Origin of the sequence: Frankia sp. CeD, assembly GCF_000732115.1 — a bacterium.
Lineage (GTDB): Bacteria > Actinomycetota > Actinomycetes > Frankiales > Frankiaceae > Frankia > Frankia casuarinae.
The window spans coordinates 12,391-31,329 of record NZ_JPGU01000037.1; the positions used below are offsets into that span (position 1 = coordinate 12,391).

Here is an 18,939-nt window from a genome sequence, read left to right on the forward strand (position 1 = left end):
TTCCGCTTACTTTCCGGTTGCCTGCGCCAGCGACCCGCGCAGGGCTTCCAACTGGGCGACCTGCCAGTCCTGGAACGACGCTCCGGCCGGGACGAGCGTCTCGGTGATGGTGGTCACCGGGATGTGGGCCGCCTTCGCCTCCTCGATCTGCCGCCGCACGTCCGGGGTGGCGTTCTGGCTGTTGTAGACGTAGATTTTGATCTTCCCGGTCTTGATCTGGCTGTCGCTGGTGCTCTTGTCCGCGACAGTCGGATCGCTGCCCTCCGAGATCGCACGCAGGAAGGCCGGCGGGGTCAGCAGGTTCAGCCCGAGCGCTGGGGACAGCATCGCGAAGATGCTCTCCGAGGCCCCGACCGGCGTCCCGGCATACTTCTTCTTGATTGTCGCGATGAGATCGGTGTACGGCTTGAGGGTCGTGGCGGTGAAGGATGCCCGCTGCTGATCGAAGTAGCCCGAGTCGACGGGGNCGATCTTCTTGTAGTCGGCGGTGACCTGGTCGATCACTTTCGCGACGTCATCCGGGTTGTACCAGCGATGCGGGTTGTCGCCGTCCTTCGCGCCGACCAGGTCGCCGACGGTCAGCGTCACCCGCCCGGTCGCCGGGTTGGCCGCCGCCAGCTTGCCCGCCCACGGGTCGTAGCCGACGCCGTTGTCGATGAACAGCCGCGCACCGGCGATCGCCCGGCCGTCGGCGGGGGTCGGCTCATAGTCATGCGGGTCGGCGTCGGGATTGTCGATGATGCTGGTGACCGCCACCCGGTCGCCCCCCAGCTGGGCGGCGATGCTGCCCCAGAAGTTCTCGGCCGCCACCACGGTGATCTTCTTGCCGCCGGTGGCGCCGGTCCCGGTGTTCCCCGACGAGGACGTCCCACACGCGGCCACGACCATCGCCACGCCGGCGGCCACTACCCCCAGGCCGCGCGGCACCCGCCCGGGCCGCACCCGCCAGCGCCGCACCGTGACCAGCCGTGCACCATCCACCACGATCTCCCTGCTTGTTACCCGACCGGACCTGCTAGCAGGACCGGGATTCATTGCCGCAAAGGTAGTCGCTAATGGAAACCGTTACAAGTTCGAGTTCGAGCGGTCGGCGATGACGCGGGGCGAGCCTCCCCGCCGCCTACCCGTCCACCCACCCGTCCACCCGTCCAACCGTCCGTCCACCCGTCCAACCGTCCGTCCACCCGTCCACCCGTCCGTCCAACCGTCCAACCGTCCAACCGTCCAACCGTCCAACCGTCCACATGATCGACCAGGTGCTTTGTCGGGTCGGACGTCCTGTACCGTCCACCGGGGCGTGCGCCGGGTGCATGGAGGCGGACGCGTCGCATCGCATGGCAGATCCGGCGGGGTGTCGGGGCGCCCCGTCGCGGCGCAATCGATCTGCATACGGAGTATTACTGTTGGTATTGACAACGGTTGTTACATCCAAGACAGTGGTGATCGTTGTCGCTGCCACCAGCCCAGGAGGTATCCATGTCCCTGACGGTGTCGCCCGACCTGTTGGAGCAGGCCGAACAAGGTCACGTCGACGAGGCCGACTTCCTCGCCTGCATCCGCACTTCCCTGCCCTACGCCTACGGCCTGGTCGAGCGGCTCGCCGGCGAGCTGCCCACCGCAACCCGCGACTTCGCCGACAACCAGACCCCGCCCGCGGACGACGCCGAGCAGGGCCAGCTGTTGCGGGCGATGGCCAGCACCTCGATACGCGCGGCTCTGGAACGGCACTTCGGCGTGGCGCTGGCCTTCCAGAACTGCCATCGGCTGGCCGCTTTCCGCCCCCAGGCCACGAGCGGCGAGCAGTACCGCCGCTTCGTCTCCCCGGAGAGCCAGGTCCTCAACCAGCAACCGGAGTTCGTCAACTGCTAGCCTGGGCTCCCGGGATATTTTGATCCCGATGGCCTGGTGGGCCGGTGTTGTCCATTTTGTACCGGATTTTTTGTACCGGATCTGTCCTGGACGTTCATCCACCGGCCCGCCTGGCCCATCGATCAGAATCGGGTAACGCCCACAATGTGGCGTCGATCGGGGANGCGTCGAGGCAGACGGACCTCCTACCTCGCGTTCATCAACGCCACGAACACCAAAGCGTCGATCGCGCAACGGGGCAGGGCGCTGTGGCGTGTTACCGCTACCGCGTTGGGATGCTCAGGATGACGTCGCGGCCCACGCTGCTCACGGTCGGATGCGCCGGCGGTGCTGGCCTGCGTCCACACAGCCCGAGGTAGTAGGTCACCACACCCTCGAAGTCGCCGCCCTGCTTCACGTGGACGACATTCGTTGTCCGGCCGAGAGGGAAGAGGTTCCTTGGAGCGGCGGGTCGACCTTCGATGTTGTGCGCGGCGGNATTNTGGNAGGNGNCCTTCACGAAGGATCGGCCCAGCACAAAGACTCGATTACCGGATCCGTCCTGGATCAGCCCCGATCTCGGCACGTACTCGGCTCTGACATCTTTCGGCGCTGACGGCCGGAAGACGAAGGTGACGATGTCCACCCGGGCGCTGGCCGCGTGGGCGAAGCGGATGTGCATGAGCACGGGTGTGACCGGTGGAGCCGCCCGAGAAACCCCCGCCTCGGTGAAGACCAAGCTGAGGGTGAGGAGCAGGACGGCGCTTATGGCTGCGGCGATCCTTCTCATTGCTGGTTCCTTTTTCTTCGCTGCTTGAGGGGCACCGAAAGGCGTCCAACCTGATACGTGTGGCCAAGCGTCCCGTGGTGGCGCCCGGGCCGGGCCGGGCACCGCACGCGGGGCGTGTGCGCCGCTCGCGCGGACCGCTTCCGGGTAGCTGGCGCNCGGCAATCGGTATGAGTCAGGGCCCTGCCACGGAGGGAGACACGGATCGCCGTTATGAGTCTCGGCGAAGGCGTTGCTCCTTACTCCGTGCATGAGGCCACCCCCTCGGGGGGTTCCGCTCGCGGCCTACAGGTTCCGCCCTGCCCTGGGGGGTGTCAATTTGGCGAACCGGCGGAATCCGGGCCGGTGGCCGGGGGCCGGTGGCCTAGGCTGGAACCGTGCACGATGGCGTGGTGACGCTGTTCCTCTGCGGCGACGTGATGCTAGGTCGCGGTGTCGACCAGATTCTGCCGCATCCGGGCGATCCGAGGCTTTCCGAGGGATATGTCCAGGATGCCCGCGCCTATGTCGAGCTGGCGGAGGCGGTGAACGGCCCGATTCCTCGTCCGGTCGAATTCTCCTGGCCCTGGGGTGACGCGCTGCCCGTGCTGGATGAGGTCCGGGCCGATGTTCGGGTGGTGAACCTGGAAAACAGCATCACCCGGTGCGATGACTTCGCCGCCGGAAAGGAGGTTCATTATCGGATGAGTCCGGACAACCTTCCCTGTCTGGCCGCCGGCCGGCCCGATGTGTGCGTGCTGGCGAACAACCACCTGCTGGATTTCGGCCACCGCGGGCTCGTCGAGACCCTCGACGCGTTGTTCACGGCCGGGCTGAGAGCGGTGGGAGCCGGACGCGACGCGGACGAGGCGTGCAAACCGGCCATGGTCCCGCTCGGCGGGGGCCGGCGGGTCCTGGTCTCCTCGTTCGGCCTGTCCTCCAGCGGCATTCCACGGACGTGGGCCGCGGCCCCGGGCCGGGCCGGCATCGACGTCATCCCCGAACTGTCGGACGCCACCGCCGAGGAGGTGACCGCCCGCGTCCGGCGGGCGAAGCGCCCCGGTGACCTCGTCGTCGCCTCCGTCCACTGGGGATCCAACTGGGGCTATGACGTAGACGACGACCAGATCCGCTTCGCCCGCCGGCTCATCGATGGCGGTGTCGACGTCGTGCACGGGCATTCGTCGCACCATCCGCGTCCCGTCGAGGTGTACCGGGACCGGCTTGTCCTGTACGGCTGTGGCGACTTCATCAACGACTACGAGGGCATTACCGGCTACGAAATGTACCGGGACGATCTGCGGCTGGCGTACTTCGTCTCCGCCGGGGTCTCCGTCGATCCGCCCGGCGCGACGCTGACCGGCCTGCGGATGGTGCCCCTGCAGACACGGCGGATGCGGTTGTGGCGCGCCGCACCCGAAGACGCCGGGTGGCTACGGGGGGTTCTCACCAGGATCAGCCGTGGCTTCGGGACGCGGTTCGATCTCAACGCGCCCGGCGTGCTGTCGCTGCGCCAGCCATGAGCGAACCCTCGATGGTGCGCTCCAGCGCTTCGACAGCCTCGGCCAGCGACGAAGGCCGGAAGGTCAGGACCGGTCCGTCAGGCACGCTCACGCCGGCGTGAGGGCACCAGCCGGCTGAGCACGTCGAGTTCCGCCAGCCACAGCTGCCCCAACCGGGCGTGGTTCGGCACGCTGGCACTGGCCACGAACGTGACACCGACCCGCTCGTCGATGCCAAGCATGGCGACGGCCAGATGCTGACGTCCGACGAGTAGTTGGCCCGTGCCGACCAGCCCGGTCACCGCGCGTCCCGCGACAGCCAGCGGCCCGCGCATCGTCCGGACGTTGCTCGCCACCAGGGCCATCTTCCGGATCTGGGCCGGGTAAGCGGCGGCGCCCGCGAGCATGCGGGGCGAGGCGATCGTCGCCAGGGTGGAGAAGTGGTGACGTTCCACCACCCCCAGCCCGCCCTTCTTCATGCGACGGGTCTCCGCGGCGATCCACGCCAGTCGCCGGCCGGGGTCCGGCTCCCCGCAGGGAAGCGGGACACGCACGCCCGAGGAATAGTTCGACAGCACGTTCCGTTCGGCGGCGGTCCGGAAACTGATGGGCATCAGCGCGTGGATGGGCTGACGGTCCCGGCGCCATTCGGGAAGGGACCACGTCCGCAGCGCCCCGGCGAGCGCGGCGAGATAGACGTCGTTGACCGTGACATCGTGGTGGCGGGCCACCGCTCGCAGCGTGCCCAGATCGGTGGTGACCCAGGAATGNCGCGCCGNCCCGGCNGGNGGCCCGCCCCAGGCGTCGAGGGCGCGGGTGGGCGCCAGGCAACGCAGCCCCCGGCCGACGAAACCCGCATAGTCCGAGGGCCGCGGCCGGCGGACAGCGGGAGGCAGACCGAGGTCGAGTTCGTCCTCCCCCCCGAAGAGCAGGTGCAGCGCCTGGTAGAGCGCGAAGCCGTCCTGCTGGATGTGGCTGGTCCGATACACCAGCACCGTGCCGGACGACCCCGGGGCGCGCAGCAGGTAGAGCATCCACGGCGACCGGCTGAGGTCGATCGGCTGGGCGGCAATGCGGTCGACGGCGGCACGCAGCCGCGCATCGCCGGCACCACCGTCGCCCCCGCCCACACCGCCAACACCGCCAACACCGTCGGCGGACGGTAGGTCCATGGCGACAACGTGGTCGTCGACGTTCAGGCCCGGACCGCGGACCCAGAGGGTCTCGTTCGCCGTCGAGCGGCGACCGGAGAACCGGACCGCGACAGTCTCGAGACGGTCGGTAAGCATCCGTGCCCGGGGGTCGCGCAGCCGCTCGGCGACGTGCGCACGCAGGTCCGCCAGCTCCAGCGGAGGGCCGTCGACGAACAGCAGCGCACCGACGTCCTGGAACTCCCCGGGATTGAGCCGGCTGAAGGCGAGGTAGGCCCGGTCACCCGAGGTCAGTGGACGAGCGTATGTCCGCTCGGGACCGGCCTTCGTGACCACGTCGAGCAGGGCCATCAGACGCTCCCCCACCCCGTCCTGGGGCGCGGAGCGCGGGCCTGGAAATCGGGCTGAACAACTTCACCAGATTGACGCGTCAACACGCCAAAGACACATGGGCCCATGTACCTATTACTCCTGATTCCGAGCAGGCCACCGGGGGTCTGTGTCGCACGTCTCCACGGAACAGACCCGAATGGGGAAAAGAACACCGTAGAGCACCATCACCAGCAACAATCAGATATGGCGTCGCCAGCGCAAGATAATGACACGTTTANGACATCACCACGAAAGGGCTATGGCACCGCTTCATCAGGCGCACCGAACAATGGCCGCCGGATCGCGTCCGCACGCCGCCCAGTTCGCACGCCGCCCAGGCACGCACGCCGCCCAGATCCGCACGCCTCCCAGTCCTCACCACGGCCGTCCAGGCAGCGAGCGAGCCAGTCGGCGGCCCTGACGAACTCGTGATCCGTCATGCTTGGGGGTACGGACGGGGCGGCCTCGTCGGCGCGGGGGTAAGACCCCAGGAAACGGATCTTCCGGCAGATCCGGTGCAGCCCCATCAGGGCCTCGCGCACCCGGCGGTCGCTGATGTGCCCTTCCGCGTCGATCGAGAAGCAGTACCGGCCCAGGCCCTCGCCGGTCGGCCGGGACTCGATCCGCATCAGGTTGGCCCCGCGAACGGCCCATTCCTGCAGGAGTTCCAGCAGCGCGCCCGGCTCGTCCGCGGCCGGCCACACCACGATGGACGTCTTGTCCGTGTTGGTCGGCGCGGTGGCGCGGCCTGGACGGCCGAGCAGGACGAAACGGGTGGTGGCGTCGGGGACGTCGTGGATGTCGGTCACGAGGGCCTCCAGTCGGTAGCGCCGTGCGGTGAACTCCCCGGCGAAGGCGCAGTCGAAGCGCCCCTCCCGCACCAGCCGGGCCCCCTCGGCGTTGGACGCGGCCGATTCCCACTCCGCGTACGGCAGGTGAGCCGCGAGCCAGCGGCGTACCTGGGCCCGGGCGACCGGGTGGCCGGTGACGGTCTTGACGTCCTCCAGCGTGGTTCCCGGCCGCACGAGCAGCGCGAAGCTGATCGGTAGCAGCACCTCGCGGCAGATCATCAGCGGCCTGCCGGTCGCGAGCTCGTCCAGCGTGGCGGTAACTGCCCCCTCGACGGAGTTCTCGATCGGTACCAGCGCGCCGGACGCGTCCCCGTTGCGCACCGCGTCCAACGCCTCCGCCACGGAGAGGGAGGGGAACAGCTCATGCGTCCGCGCATCCGGCAGCGTCCGCAGCGCGGCCTCGGTGAAGGTCCCCTCGGGGCCGAGGTAGGTGTAGCGGGGGGGGTAAGCAGGCAAGACAGACCTCCTAGGACCGGGGCGGGCAACGGTCATCGCCTGCTGGTAAGGCGGTGGTCAGAGGTGCGGTGGTCAGAGGTGGCGCAGCAGCACCGTGGGGTCTTCGACCGCGTCGGCGACGAAGCGCAGAAAGGACCCGGCGGTGGCGCCGTCGCAGACTCGGTGGTCAAAGGTGAACGAAAGCTGCACGATCCTGCGGACCGCCAGTTCGCCGTCCACCGCCCAGGGCCTGGGGACGATCCGGCCGATGCCGATCATCGCGGCCTCGGGGTGGTGGATGATGGGCGTGGAGCCGTCGACACCGAAGACGCCGTAGTTGTTGAGCGTGAACGTGCCGCCGGTCAACTCGGCGGGAGTGAGCGTGCCCGCGCGGGCGGCGGCGGTCAACCGGGCGATCTCGGCGGCCAGTCGAGCGGTGGTCAGGCCCTGAGCGTGGTGCACCACGGGCACGACCAGGCCGCGCGGGGTCTGGGCGGCGAATCCCAGGTGGACGGCGGCGTGGTGGCGCACGCCGGTCGCGCGGCCGTCCGCGTCGGTGACGACGGCGGAGTTGAGTGCGGGAAAGCGGACCAGGGCGGCGACGCAGATGCGGGCCAGGATCGCCAGGAGACCGATTCTGGGCTCGGCGCCCCCAGCGTTGCGGGTGTCGTTGAGGGTGTCCTTGGCGGCGAGCAGCGCGGTGGCATCCGTGTCGACCCAGCAGGTGGCGTCCGGCACCTCGCGCCTGCTGCGCGCGAACGTCTCCGCCGCGCGCCGCGCCAGCGGGTCCAGCGGGACGACGGTCGAGTCGGTCTCCGCCGGGCGCGACGGAGCGGAACGCGGGGCGATGGCACTCTCCACGTCCTTGCGCAGAATCAGCCCGTCCGGGCCGGTGCCGACGAGTTTTCGGAGATCGACGGAGTTCTCGCGGGCGAAGCGGCGAACGAGGGGCGAGACGACCTTGACCACGGTCTGGGCGGAAGGCCCGAGTGGCGTCGCCGGTCCGGGAGTCGGGGTGAGCGCCGGTACGGGGGGCGCTCCGGGAGCGCCGACGCGTCGTCGGCGGCGGGTTCGGGGGGGTTCCGTGCTGGTGCCGTAACCGACGAGGATGTTCCCGGAGCCCGTTCGCCCTGCTGCCGGCTCGCTGACGGCCACGGTGATCAGTGGTGTGCCGACCGGGACACTGGTACCGGCCAGGCCCGCGAGGGAGGTGACGACGCCGGCGTAGGGGCAGGGCACCTCGACGACGGCTTTGGCGGTCTCGACCTCGGCTACGGGTTGGTCGACGGTGATGACGTCCCCGACGCCGACAAGCCAGCGGACGACCTCGGCGGAGGTCAGGCCCTCGCCGAGGTCGGGGAGGGGGAATTCGCGTACCGCGGCCACGGTGTCACTGCTCCCACTGGAGTCGGGCGACGGCGTCGAGGATGCGGTCGACGCTGGGAAGGTAGTGATGTTCGAGCATGGGGGGCGGGTAAGGGATGTCGAAGCCGGTGACCCGCAGGACGGGGGCGGCAAGGTGGTGGAAGCACCGCTCGCTGACGCGGGCAGCGATCTCCGCACCGACCCCGCCGAAACCCGCGGCCTCGTGGACCACAACGGCGCGCCCGGTGGCGCGGACCGCCTCGCAGACCGTCTCGTCGTCGAAGGGGACCAGCGAGCGCAGGTCGACCACCGCCAGGTCCCAGCCCTCCGAGCGCGCGGCCGCCGCCGCCTGGAGGCACACGGGGAGCGAGGGGCCGTAGGTCAGGAGGGTCGCCGAGGTACCGGTCCGGCGGACCACCGCCCGGCCGATCGGCGGCACCTCGGCCGCAGAGAAGTCGTCCGTGGACCGCTCGTCCGTGGACCAGTAGAGCCGCTTGGGCTCCAGGAACACCACCGGGTCGTCCGAGGCAATCGCCGAGCGGAGCAGCCCGTAGCCGTCGGCGACGGTGGCGGGGGTGACGACGTGCAGGCCGGGGGTGTGCGCGTAGTAGGCCTCGCTGGAGTCGCTGTGGTGCTCGACGCCGCCGACGCCGCCGCCGTACGGGATGCGGATGGTGATCGGCAGCGTGGTCTTCCCGGCCGTGCGGTTACGCATCTTGGCCACATGCGACGCGAGCTGCTCGAACGCGGGGTAGGCGAAGGCGTCGAACTGCAGCTCCACGACGGGCCGCAGGCCGTACATGGCCATGCCCACGGCGGTACCGAGGATGCCTGCCTCGGCCAGGGGGGTGTCCAGGCAGCGTTGCGCGCCGAATTCGGCAGCCAAGCCGTCGGTGACTCGGAAGACGCCGCCGAGAGTGCCAACGTCCTCGCCGAGGATGTGGACGCGCGCGTCCTCGCGCAGCGAGTCGCGCAGCGCGGCGTTGAGGGCCCGCACCATGGTCGCGGCGCTCATCGTGCGTCGTCGCTCTTGGCTGCGTCCGCGGCCTGCCAGGCCATCAGCTCGGCGGCCTGCTCACGAAGCTGGCTGGTCGGCTGGGCATAGACGTGCGTGAACAGTGAGCCCGGATCGAGATCAGGCACACGATCGAACTGGGCGCGCATCTCGGCGGCGAGTTCCTCGGCGGCCCGCGCGACTGCGGCGACGCCGGCGTCGTCGAGGAGACCGGCCTTGCGTAGCTGCCGCTCCAGCAGCGTCAGCGGATCGCGGGCCTGCCAGGCGGCGACCTCCTCCGAGGTGCGGTAGCGGGTCGCGTCGTCGGCGTTGGTGTGCGCCTCCAGCCGGTAGGTGACCGCCTCGACCAGCACCGGGCCGCGACCCGACCGCGCGTGCTCGACCGCCGCGCGCAGCACACCGTGCACCGCGGGCGCGTCGTTGCCGTCCACCAAACGACCGATGATCCCATGGCCCACCGCCTTGTGTGCCAGCGTCGGCGCCGCGGACTGCTGGGCCAGCGGCACCGAAATCGCATAGCCGTTGTTCTGTACCAGGAACACCACTGGCGCGTTCAGCACCCCGGCGAAGTTCAGCGCCTCGTGGAAGTCGCCCTCGCTGGTGCCGCCGTCGCCGATCAGGGCAAGCGCCACGACGTCCTCCGCCGCCCACGGATCCGAGGCCGCGCGCAGGCGAGCGGCGTGGGCCAGGCCCACCGCATGGCAGGCCTGGGTGGCCAGCGGAGTCGACAGCGGCGCGATCCGGTGCTCCCGCGGATCGTAGCCGCTGTGCGCGTTCCCGCGCATCAGCGTCAGCGCGTCCACCGGGCGCACGCCCCTCGACACCACCGCCAGCGTGTCGCGGTAGCTGGGGAACAGCCAGTCCGACTCCCGCAGCACCATGGCCGCGGCGATCTGGCATGCCTCCTGGCCGGTGGACGCCGGGTACACGGCGAGGCGGCCCTGCCTGGCCAGGGTCGTGGCCTGCTGGTTGAAGCGCCGTCCCAGCACCAGACGGTGGTACAGGACGCGCAGCAGATCGGTGTCGACCTTCCCCACCGCCTCCGTGCCGAGGACCCGGACCGGCTCGGGGTCGGGCAGGAGCGGAGCCGGGTCACGACGCGGACCGTGGGAGCTCGGCGGCCCGACGAAGCCGGGCGCGGTGCTGTCGTCGAGGATTGTCATGGTCCACCTTCGGCAGTTGGTGGCGGAAAGGGTTCGGGGATTCCGGTCAGGTCTACGCCGCCGTTGACCGGCTGCTGATGCAGGTCGGAGCTGTCCGTGGGCTGGCGGACGAACTGGGGAGGAGTCGTCCACCATCGGGCCTGGTCGGTCTCGCGGAAGTGGAGCGCCGGTGCACGATCAGCAGTAAGGTCCGCTCGGCCAGCGGTCCTCGATGCGTGCTGGCTCGCGGTCTCGAGCTCCGGACGCGGACGCCGGACCTCGGACGTCGGACTCCGAGTCGAGCTGCGGGACCTGAGTAACAGCCTGGCCAGGACGAGAGGTGCTTCTCACCGTCCGGATGAGCCGCCCAGGCCAGGTTCGACGATCAGGAAGCGAGGTACGGGGAGCCGTGGCCTCGCTTGAGCTGTCCCGGTTCGCCGGCTTGCCCGGTTCGGGCGCCGTCCGTGGTCACGATCCTCCTCCGCTCAACTTCTCGGCTCTGGTCCTCTGATTTTCCATCCCCCGTCGGCGGCTGGATCGTGTCCATAATCACCTTGATAGTCATCGTGCGGGCTCCGGCATGGCATTAATGCGTGGAGCGCGCCGCGCATCAGGTAGAAATACTTTCGTAGGTCGACTCGCCGAAGAGGCGGGGGNAGCGAGTCTGACGTAACCGGTGGAAAANCGACCCCGAGGGCTTGAGGTGATTGTCATCTCACCGGCGACAGGAGTGAATCTGCCTGGTCAGGGCCGTGCGGGCCCGATCCTCGCCGAGTCGGGCCCCGGCGGGCGTGAAGTGCGCAGCGCGACGTTCACCGAACGAGCCGGCCAGTACCGCTCGCCGCGGAAGTACCCGGCTGTTTCGATGCCATGTTTGTCGGTTGAATTTCCCTGGACATCGGTTCTCCGCTGTGACCAGCGTCTCGTGGGAGCCCGCCGAAAGTGCCTTCGACGGCTGTTACGTTGCTCTCCGAGCCCGCGCCAAGTTTTTATTGGTTGGGCCAGGCGAGTTGATCCTCTCGGCGCGCCGTTCAAATGGTGGTCGCCTGTTGGCTGATGCTTGCGTTCCGGGAATACCCATTATGGGCCCCCGCCGGCCGAATGCTAGGCGCGGGGACGGGTGAAGAAGCCGACGACGGCGCGACGGAGGCGGGCCTGCCCGCGCTGGCGGCCACTGGTGGGGCCTTCGATGGCGGGTGGGACTCGCTCGGCGGCGGCGAGGGCGGGTGCCGGGGCCGAGGGTTTCGGCAGTTCGACCTCGGTGTACCGGCCGGCGGGTTCGAGGCGGATCCAGCCGGTCTCTTCGGGAGCGGCCGCCTGCCGGCGTTCGCGGGCGGCAGCGGCGCGGCAGAGCCTGCGGGTGGCATAGAAGGCGAAGGGTGGCAGCACCAGCAGGCCGATGCGGCCGGCCCAGACGACGGCGTTGAGGGACAGGTGCAGGACGAGGGCGAACACGTCGTCGCCGCCGGCAAGCAGCAGGACGCCGTAGAAGGTCAGCGCCATCACCCCGAACGCGGTGCGGTCGGGGTGATGGCGGGGGCGTTGCAGCAGGTTGTGCTGATCATGATCCCGGGTGACCAGCGCCTCCAGGAACGGGTAGGCCGCGAGCAGGCCGAACAGCACTCCCGGCAGGACCACCCCCGGCCAGAGTACGGGCGGGACGTCGTGGCCGAGGCCCCGGTACTCCCAGGGCAGGAACAGCCGCAGCGAGCCCTCGAGGAACCCGACGTACCAGTCCGGCTGCGCCAGCGAGGAGACGTCCATGGGGGTGTACGGGCCGTAGGCCCAGACCGGGTTGATCNGCGCGACGCCGCCGAGCACCGCGAGCAGGCCGGCGGTGATGAGCAGGAAACCGACCGACTTGGCGGCGTAGCCGGGGAACAGCCGGCTACCGACAACGTTGTCCTCCGTCCGGCCAGGGCCGGGGAACTGGGTGTGCTTCTGGTGCCACAGGATCCCCAGGTGGGCGCCGATCAGCGCGAGGAGGAGACCCGGGACGAGCAGGATGTGCACCACGTAGAGCCGGGTGATGAAGTGCGTGCCGGGGAACTCGCCACCCCAGAAGCCCCAGGCGATCCAGGTTCCCACGACGGGGATGGACTCGGCGATCGCGTAGGCGATACGCACCCCGGTCCCGGACAGCAGGTCGTCGGGCAGGGAGTAGCCGGCGAAGCCCTCGGCGATGGCGAGCAGCAGCAGGCTCACCCCGATCAGCCAGTTGATCTCCCGGGGGCGACGGAAGGCGCCGGTGAAGAAGATCCGGCACAGGTGCACGATGATCGCCGCGACGAACAGCAGCGCCGCCCAGTGGTGGATCTGGCGGATGACCAGGCCGGCGCGGACGTCGAAGGAGATGTCGAGGGTCGAGGCGTAGGCACGGCTCATCGTCACCCCGCGCAGCGGCACGTAGGAGCCGTCGTAGACGGTCTGCTGCTCGCTGGGTTCGAAGAAGAACGTCAGGTAGACCCCGGTGGCCACGAGCACGCCGAAGCTGTAGAGCGCGATCTCGCCGATCATGAAGGACCAGTGGTCGGGGAAGACCTTGTTCATCACGCTGCGCAGGAACCTCGCGCTGCCCAGGCGCCGGTCGATGAATCCGACCGCCTTGTGACCGGCAGCGGTCACCGGCGATTCCCGCCCGGGGCCCGGCGATTCCCGCCCGGGACGGTCCGCGCGCCGCGTGGAGGTCCCGGAGCCGGTGGTGGCGGTCATGAGCGGCTCCAGAAGCCGGGCCCGACCGGTTCGGGGAAATCCGACCGGGCTCGGAAACACCCATCGGCGTCGACCGTGACGGGCAGCTGGGGCAGGGCACGGGTCGCCGGGCCGAAGATCGGCCTGGCCAGGTCGGTCATGTCGAAGACCGACTGGTGGCACGGGCACTGGAGCTGATGCGGCTGGCTCATGTACATGCTCACCGGGCAGCCCGCATGGGTGCAGATCTTCGAGAACGCGACGTGGTTGTCGTACCCGNCCGCGGCCTGCCGGGGCGGGGTGGCCAGTCCCGGGGGCAGCCTGATCAGCAGCGCCGCGCTGTCCGCCTGGGCGTCGAGGCCGAGATGCCCCTCAGGCAGCACGGTGAGGATGCCGCCGATCGCCAGGTCGCCAAGGCGCACCGGCCGGCCCTCCGGCGTCACCAGCCGCGCCCCGGGTGACCAGCGGGTGGTGAACAGGTCCCGATGCGGGGCCCGCCTGACCAGGTTGAGCAGCGGCACCACGGCTATCNCCCCGAAACCGCCGAGCATGGCGAGCACGAGCCGGCGCAGCACCGGCAACTGGCGCAGCCCTGTCTCGGCCACGACCCGGTCCACGGTCTGCTGGGTGGCCGCCTCCTCGGCGCCCGGCGAGACCATGGGGTGACGTTCCTCGACCGCCTCCTCCTGGGGGATGAGACGCTTGTCCCACAGCACCGCGCCGATGCCGGCGGCGATGATGGCCAACCCCAGGGAGAGACCGAGCAGCGCGTTGTAGCCGACGGTGCCCGTCCGGCCGGTGAAGTTCACCACCGCGAACGCCACCGCGCCGACGAGCGAGAGCGACAGGCAGGCCGCTATCCCCGCCACGCCCCCGGGCCCGCCGGGCCGGGCTGCCCCGTCTGGTCCAGCCGGTCGCTGCGGTCGCTGCGGTCGCTGCGGTCGCTGCGGTCGCTCCGCGTCGGCGGAGCCCGCCGGAGTCAACGCCGTCCCCGCGGAAGCAGTGCCATCACGCCCCCGAAGGCGAACACGGCGCCGGCGAGCACGAGGGTGTCACCCAGTGCCCGGCTCGTCACGACCACGGCATCGACAGCGAACAGCGCACCGGCAAGCGTCGCGAACGCCGCAGAGAGCGCCAGACCGCGTGGAAAGATCATATACTCCTCCTTCGGGCTCATCGCCGTACGCCGCCGTGGCGGCCCCCACCGGCCTTCACCGGCCTTCACCGGCGCCCCTGTATCGACCATCACCGGCCCTCGCCCGGTGCGGAGGTGCCGTGACCCCGGGCGGCGTCCTGCGAGTTCTTCTCATCGGTGGATTCGTGCTGGAACACCAGGCCCACGATGGTGATCGCGGTCAGCACGCCACCGATGAACAGCAGCCAGTAGCTGATGATCGGCCCCAGCAGGAGCAGCCCGAAACTGACCGCAATCGCCGCCGGCCAGTAGCTGAACGGGCTGAAGAAGCCGATGTCACCGGCCCCCTCGGGGATCTCGATCTGGCTGTCGTCGGCGGGCAGGCGGCTGCGCCGGCCGGTGTACCAGAGGAATCCAGCGACCAACAGGCTCATCACCATGCTGAAGATGAGCGCGGCCGCACCTGCCGGGTCATGTCCGGTGAACAGGTACACCCCGCCGGTGACCAGGAAGAACAGAGCCAGAACGGCGAACAGCCGGGCGGAGGTAATCACCCGGCCGCGTCCGGGTCCACCGCGGTATCACGCCGCGAGGCCGTCTCCCCCTCGACGGAGGCCAGCTCGCGCCGGTGCCTCTGGTCGNCCCGGCGCGGCTGCCGCTGGCGACCTTCCCGCCCCTCCGGCCCCTGCCGGGGGTGGTTCAGGTCGAAGGCCGGCCGCTCGGATCGGATACGGGGTATCTGGTGAAAGTTGTGCTTCGGTGGTGGGCAGGACGTCGCCCATTCCAACGAGTTCCCGTAGCCCCAGGCGTCACCACTGGTCGCCGGGTCACCATGCCGCAGCGACCGCCAAACATTGTACAGAAACGGTAGGGTGGACAGGCCGAGCAGGAAGGAGCCGGCACTCTCGATCGTGTTCAGCGTGGTGAAACCGTCGGTGGGCAGGTAGTCGGCGACCCGCCGCGGCATTCCCCTGACACCCAGCCAGTGCATCGGCAGAAACGTCACGTGGAAACCGACGAGAAGACTCCAGAAGTGCAGCTTCCCCAACTTCTCGTTCAGGAACCTTCCCGTCACCTTGGGGAACCAGAAGTACACACCGGCGAACGCGGAGAAGACGATTGTCCCGAACAGGACATAGTGCAGATGACCCACGACGTAATAGCTGTCGGTGACGTGAAAGTCGATGGGTGGGCTGGCCAGGGTGACCCCGGTCAGCCCACCGAACAGGAAGGTGATAAGGAATCCGATCGAGAACAGCATTGGCGTGTTCAGGATGATCGTTCCGCGCCACATGGTGCCGATCCAGTTGAAGAACTTCACCCCGGTCGGGACGGCGATCAGAAAGGACAGCAGAGAGAAGAACGGCAGCAGCACGGCACCGGTCGCGAACATGTGGTGCGCCCACACCGCCATCGACAGCGCGCCGATTCCCACGGTCGCGAAGACCNACCCCCGGTACCCGAAAATCGGTTTACGGCTGAACACCGGCAGGATCTCCGTGACGATGCCGAAGAAGGGCAGCGCGACGATGTAGACCTCGGGATGACCGAAGAACCAGAAAAGGTGCTGCCAGAGGATCGCTCCTCCGTTGCTCGCGTCGTACACGTGGGCGCCGAACCGGCGATCGGCCTCCAGCGCCAGCAGGGCCGCGGTGAGGACCGGGAACGCGAGCAGCGCCAGCACCGACGTAATCAGCACGTTCCAGGTGAATATCGGCATTCGGAACAGGAGCATGCCCGGCGCGCGCAGCGTGATGATCGTGGTGATGAAGTTGACGCTCGCCAGCACGGTGCTCAGCCCGGACATCACCAGGCCCACCGCCCACAGATCACCGCCGAGGTGCGGCGAGTACTGCGCCGAGGTCAACGGGGAGTACGCGAACCAGCCGAAGTCCGCCGCCCCGCCCCGGGTCAGGAACCCGGAGACGACGATCAGACCGCCGACCAGATACAGCCAGTAGCCCAAGGCGTTCAACCGGGGGAAGGCGATGTCAGGCGCCCCGATCTGCAACGGGACAAGATAGTTCGCGAACGCGGAGAACAGCGGGGTCGCGAACAACAGCATCATCACCGTGCCGTGGATCGTAAAAAACTGGTTGTACCGCTCGTTCGAGACGATCTGTAGACCGGGCCGGGCCAGTTCCCCCCGCATNAGCATCGCGAGGATCCCGGCGAATAGGAAGAACCCGAACGAGGTCACCAGATACATCAGACCGATCGACTTGTGATCGGTCGTACCGAGGATGTCCAGGGCCGTCGGCGGCTCCCCTCGCTGCTCCCCGACACTCGGCGGAAAAGGACGGACCTCGACCGTCATCGGGCCATCCGACCAGACACGGCCACGTCGGGCACGAGTTCCTCCTCGCATACTATTCAAGCCAGCGAAAACGGGCGGTCTCGACAACCGGACATGCCGCCAGGATCACCCGCTACGAATGGCTCACCCGCTCGTCGGCGTATGGATGTACCGGCAGTGCATCACGTCTCTACCAACCTCCGCCGCGTTGAAACGCCCGGCCACCGGAAAATCCACTCCCCACAGATCCGCGACCGCCGCCGGGCCGTGACCGAGACGCCTCATCCCGGGTCGGTGCCGTCGAGGGGTCGGAGGGTGGCGGCAGTCTCCAGAACCAGGGCATGGACGAACGCCTGGGGAATGTTGCCACGCAGCTGGCGCTGAGTGACATCGAACTCCTCGGCGTAGATGCCGGGCGGCCCGCAGGCGGCGCGGCCACGCTCGAAGTACCGCCGGGCCTGATCGTGCCGGCCGGCACGGTGGTAGGCCAGCGCCAGCCAGAAGCCGCACAGCAGGAAGGCCCCTTCGGCCACCCCGAGCCGGATCCCGGCATGATCGAATCGGTAGACGTAGCCGTCGTCGGTCAGCTGCTCGGCCACCGCCCGCAGCGTCGCCACCGACACCGGGTCGCGGACGTCGACCGCTCCCCGCACCGCGGGCAGCAGCAGCGCCGCGTCCACCCGCGGGTCGTCGGTCGCCCGCTGCCAGCGCCCGCTCGAATGCCGCATCTCCTCGCGGGCGGCGCTGAGCAGCCGCCTTGCCAGCGCCCGCCAGCCGTCGGCCTCCCCCACCCCGGCGCCGTCCACGCCGGCCAAGGCGAGCAGCCCTGCCGCGCAGGTCAACCGGCTGTGCGTCCAGTGCCGCGGCTCCAGCTCCCAGACCCCTGTGTCCGGGATCCGCCAGCGTGCCGCGATCACCCCGGCGGTCACCGCCGCGGCCCGCCGGGCGTCATCGGTCAGCCGGCCCCGCCGCGCCGCGGCCGCCAGCAGCAGCGCCGCCTCCCCGAAGACGTCCAGCTGGAACTGGTGGCCGACCTTGTTCCCGACCACGTCGTCGCCGCCGGGGTACCCCGGCAGATCGAGTCGGCGCTCGTCCGGGATCGGGCCACCGCGGGCGGTGTAGGCCGGACGCAGGTTCGGGCCGTCCGCCAACAGCCGTTCGGTGACGAACGTGACGGCGTCGTCGAGCAGCCCGTCGAGGCCGGCCCGCGCGGCCGCCAGCCCCGCGTAGCACTGATCTCGGATCCAGACATACCGATAGTCGTAGTCGCGGCCCTGACGGGCCCGCTCGGGCAGGGAGATGCTGGCCGCGGCCACCATCCCGTGCCCGCCGCCGGTCAGCCCGCGCAGCACCGCGACCGCGTGCTGAGCGTCGCGGACACCGGCCAGGCTCGGCAGCTCCGGTACCGCGGACCGCCAGGCCCGCTTCGTCTCGGCCCACAGCACGTCCGGGNCCGGACGGTCCGCCGGCAGCTCACCGAGCTCCAGCACAAGATCGAGACAGTCGCCGGCCCGCACCAGGCGCTCCGCGACGAGACTGCCACCGCCCGCATCATGGTCGATCCGGGCGACCGCCGCGAGCCGTCCCGACCAGCGCAGCTCCAGCTCGCCGACTCGCCCGCACCAGGCCTCCACCCCGTCCGGCCCGTCCGGCCCGTCCAGCCCGTCTTGCCGCAGCCCCGCCACCGCCCGCCGGCCGAACCCNGGACGCGGATCCAGCGTCACCCGCACCGGCACGGTCCCCTCGACCCCGAGAATCCGGCGCAGCAGCACCGCACGGTGCCGCCGCCCGGGGAGGGCGAGAGCCTCCCGGCACTCCGCCACGCCCGCCCGCGTCACCCACCGGCTGTGCCAGATCAACGACCGGTCCTCGTAGTAACCGCCCCAGGTGAAGGCGGTCGCCGGAGTCACCGAGTAGGAGCCGGCGCCACCGATCAGCGTCGAGAACACCGCGTCGTCCGCCCACGAGGGCACGCACATCCAACACACGCGGCCGTCCGGGCCGATCAGCGCACCCCGTTCCCCGTCCGCGAGCAGGGCGAACTCACGCAGCGTCGGCACCAGCCCCGGATTATCGTCCCGCTCGCTCCGCTCCGCTGTCATCGGCGCGTGCCCTCCACATCCGGCATGCCCGCCCCCTTCCCTGCCCCGCCACTCCCCGGACCGGGCTGTCACTCCCTCGGCTGTCGGCACGACGTAGGGGTTCCGCTGCCGGCACGACAGCTGCCGACACGGCACCTCGGCACGGCACAGGCCGCGATGCCCAGGCGCTCGATCGCCGGCACAGCGGCTACCTCCCGAGGTAGGGGCCCGAGGTAGGGGATGGCCTCCCCGGGGCGGGGTGGCGGGAACGGGCAGATCGCAGGTGGGG

At 69.7% G+C, this 18,939-nt stretch carries 15 protein-coding genes and 1 pseudogene; 3 read left to right on the plus strand and 13 right to left on the minus strand.

Annotated elements, in window-relative coordinates; translation table 11 throughout:
• Positions 1-6: 6 nt before the first annotated feature.
• Positions 7-981 (minus strand): metal ABC transporter solute-binding protein, Zn/Mn family, encoded by a 975-nt coding sequence (locus CED_RS16685; protein ID WP_035912125.1) that lies wholly within the window; start codon positions 979-981, stop codon positions 7-9.
• A gap of 112 nt (positions 982-1,093) precedes the next feature.
• Between CED_RS16685 and CED_RS26320 the strand changes: the two genes are divergently transcribed.
• Together CED_RS26320 and CED_RS16690 are read left to right on the plus strand one after the other, a co-directional pair.
• Complete coding sequence (locus CED_RS26320; protein ID WP_152569776.1) at positions 1,094-1,486, plus strand: PT domain-containing protein; 393 nt, start codon at positions 1,094-1,096, stop codon at positions 1,484-1,486.
• Entirely contained in the window at positions 1,477-1,869 is a 393-nt protein-coding gene (locus CED_RS16690) for an SCO5389 family protein (protein ID WP_011436891.1), read from the plus strand. The genes CED_RS26320 and CED_RS16690 overlap by 10 nt, the downstream gene beginning before the upstream one ends.
• A 262-nt stretch (positions 1,870-2,131) precedes the next feature.
• Here the strand turns inward: CED_RS16690 and CED_RS16695 are convergent.
• Positions 2,132-2,638, minus strand: a pseudogene (locus CED_RS16695) (hypothetical protein).
• A gap of 374 nt (positions 2,639-3,012) precedes the next feature.
• Here CED_RS16695 and CED_RS16700 point away from each other — a divergent pair.
• A complete protein-coding gene (locus tag CED_RS16700; RefSeq protein ID WP_011436893.1) occupies positions 3,013-4,137 on the plus strand; it encodes a CapA family protein in 1,125 nt (374 codons plus the stop codon).
• A gap of 77 nt (positions 4,138-4,214) precedes the next feature.
• On the opposite strand, the gene CED_RS16705 is transcribed toward CED_RS16700, so the two are convergent.
• The 11 genes from CED_RS16705 to CED_RS16750 form a co-directional block, all read right to left on the minus strand.
• Positions 4,215-5,633 (minus strand): WS/DGAT domain-containing protein, encoded by a 1,419-nt coding sequence (locus CED_RS16705; protein ID WP_369807850.1) that lies wholly within the window; start codon positions 5,631-5,633, stop codon positions 4,215-4,217.
• A 263-nt stretch (positions 5,634-5,896) separates the two neighbouring features.
• The gene (pheA, locus tag CED_RS16710; RefSeq protein WP_011436895.1) at positions 5,897-6,946 is read right to left on the minus strand and encodes a prephenate dehydratase; all 1,050 of its coding nucleotides are present in this window, start codon (positions 6,944-6,946) and stop codon (positions 5,897-5,899) included.
• Between the two features lie 72 nt (positions 6,947-7,018).
• A complete protein-coding gene (locus tag CED_RS16715; protein WP_011436896.1) occupies positions 7,019-8,311 on the minus strand; it encodes a dihydrolipoamide acetyltransferase family protein in 1,293 nt (430 codons plus the stop codon).
• Positions 8,312-8,315: 4 nt separating this feature from the next.
• Positions 8,316-9,305: an alpha-ketoacid dehydrogenase subunit beta gene (locus tag CED_RS16720; RefSeq protein WP_011436897.1), complete on the minus strand. Its 990-nt coding sequence runs from the start codon at positions 9,303-9,305 to the stop codon at positions 8,316-8,318.
• Positions 9,302-10,468: a pyruvate dehydrogenase (acetyl-transferring) E1 component subunit alpha gene (gene pdhA, locus CED_RS16725; RefSeq protein WP_035912136.1), complete on the minus strand. Its 1,167-nt coding sequence runs from the start codon at positions 10,466-10,468 to the stop codon at positions 9,302-9,304. Before pdhA ends, CED_RS16720 begins: the two co-directional genes overlap by 4 nt.
• Before the next feature lie 1,083 nt (positions 10,469-11,551).
• Positions 11,552-13,159 (minus strand): ubiquinol-cytochrome c reductase cytochrome b subunit, encoded by a 1,608-nt coding sequence (locus CED_RS16730; protein WP_035912162.1) that lies wholly within the window; start codon positions 13,157-13,159, stop codon positions 11,552-11,554.
• Positions 13,156-14,007: a ubiquinol-cytochrome c reductase iron-sulfur subunit gene (locus CED_RS16735; protein ID WP_051868876.1), complete on the minus strand. Its 852-nt coding sequence runs from the start codon at positions 14,005-14,007 to the stop codon at positions 13,156-13,158. The genes CED_RS16730 and CED_RS16735 overlap by 4 nt, the downstream gene beginning before the upstream one ends.
• Before the next feature lie 110 nt (positions 14,008-14,117).
• Complete coding sequence (locus tag CED_RS24400; RefSeq protein ID WP_157902540.1) at positions 14,118-14,294, minus strand: hypothetical protein; 177 nt, start codon at positions 14,292-14,294, stop codon at positions 14,118-14,120.
• A gap of 89 nt (positions 14,295-14,383) precedes the next feature.
• Complete coding sequence (locus CED_RS16740; protein WP_011436902.1) at positions 14,384-14,827, minus strand: cytochrome c oxidase subunit 4; 444 nt, start codon at positions 14,825-14,827, stop codon at positions 14,384-14,386.
• Complete coding sequence (gene ctaD / locus CED_RS16745) at positions 14,824-16,590, minus strand: cytochrome c oxidase subunit I (RefSeq protein WP_235187117.1); 1,767 nt, start codon at positions 16,588-16,590, stop codon at positions 14,824-14,826. Before ctaD ends, CED_RS16740 begins: the two co-directional genes overlap by 4 nt.
• Positions 16,591-16,850: 260 nt before the next feature.
• Positions 16,851-18,671, minus strand: a complete 1,821-nt coding sequence (locus CED_RS16750) for a glycoside hydrolase family 15 protein (protein ID WP_035912142.1) — start codon at positions 18,669-18,671, stop codon at positions 16,851-16,853.
• Positions 18,672-18,939: the final 268 nt, after the last annotated feature.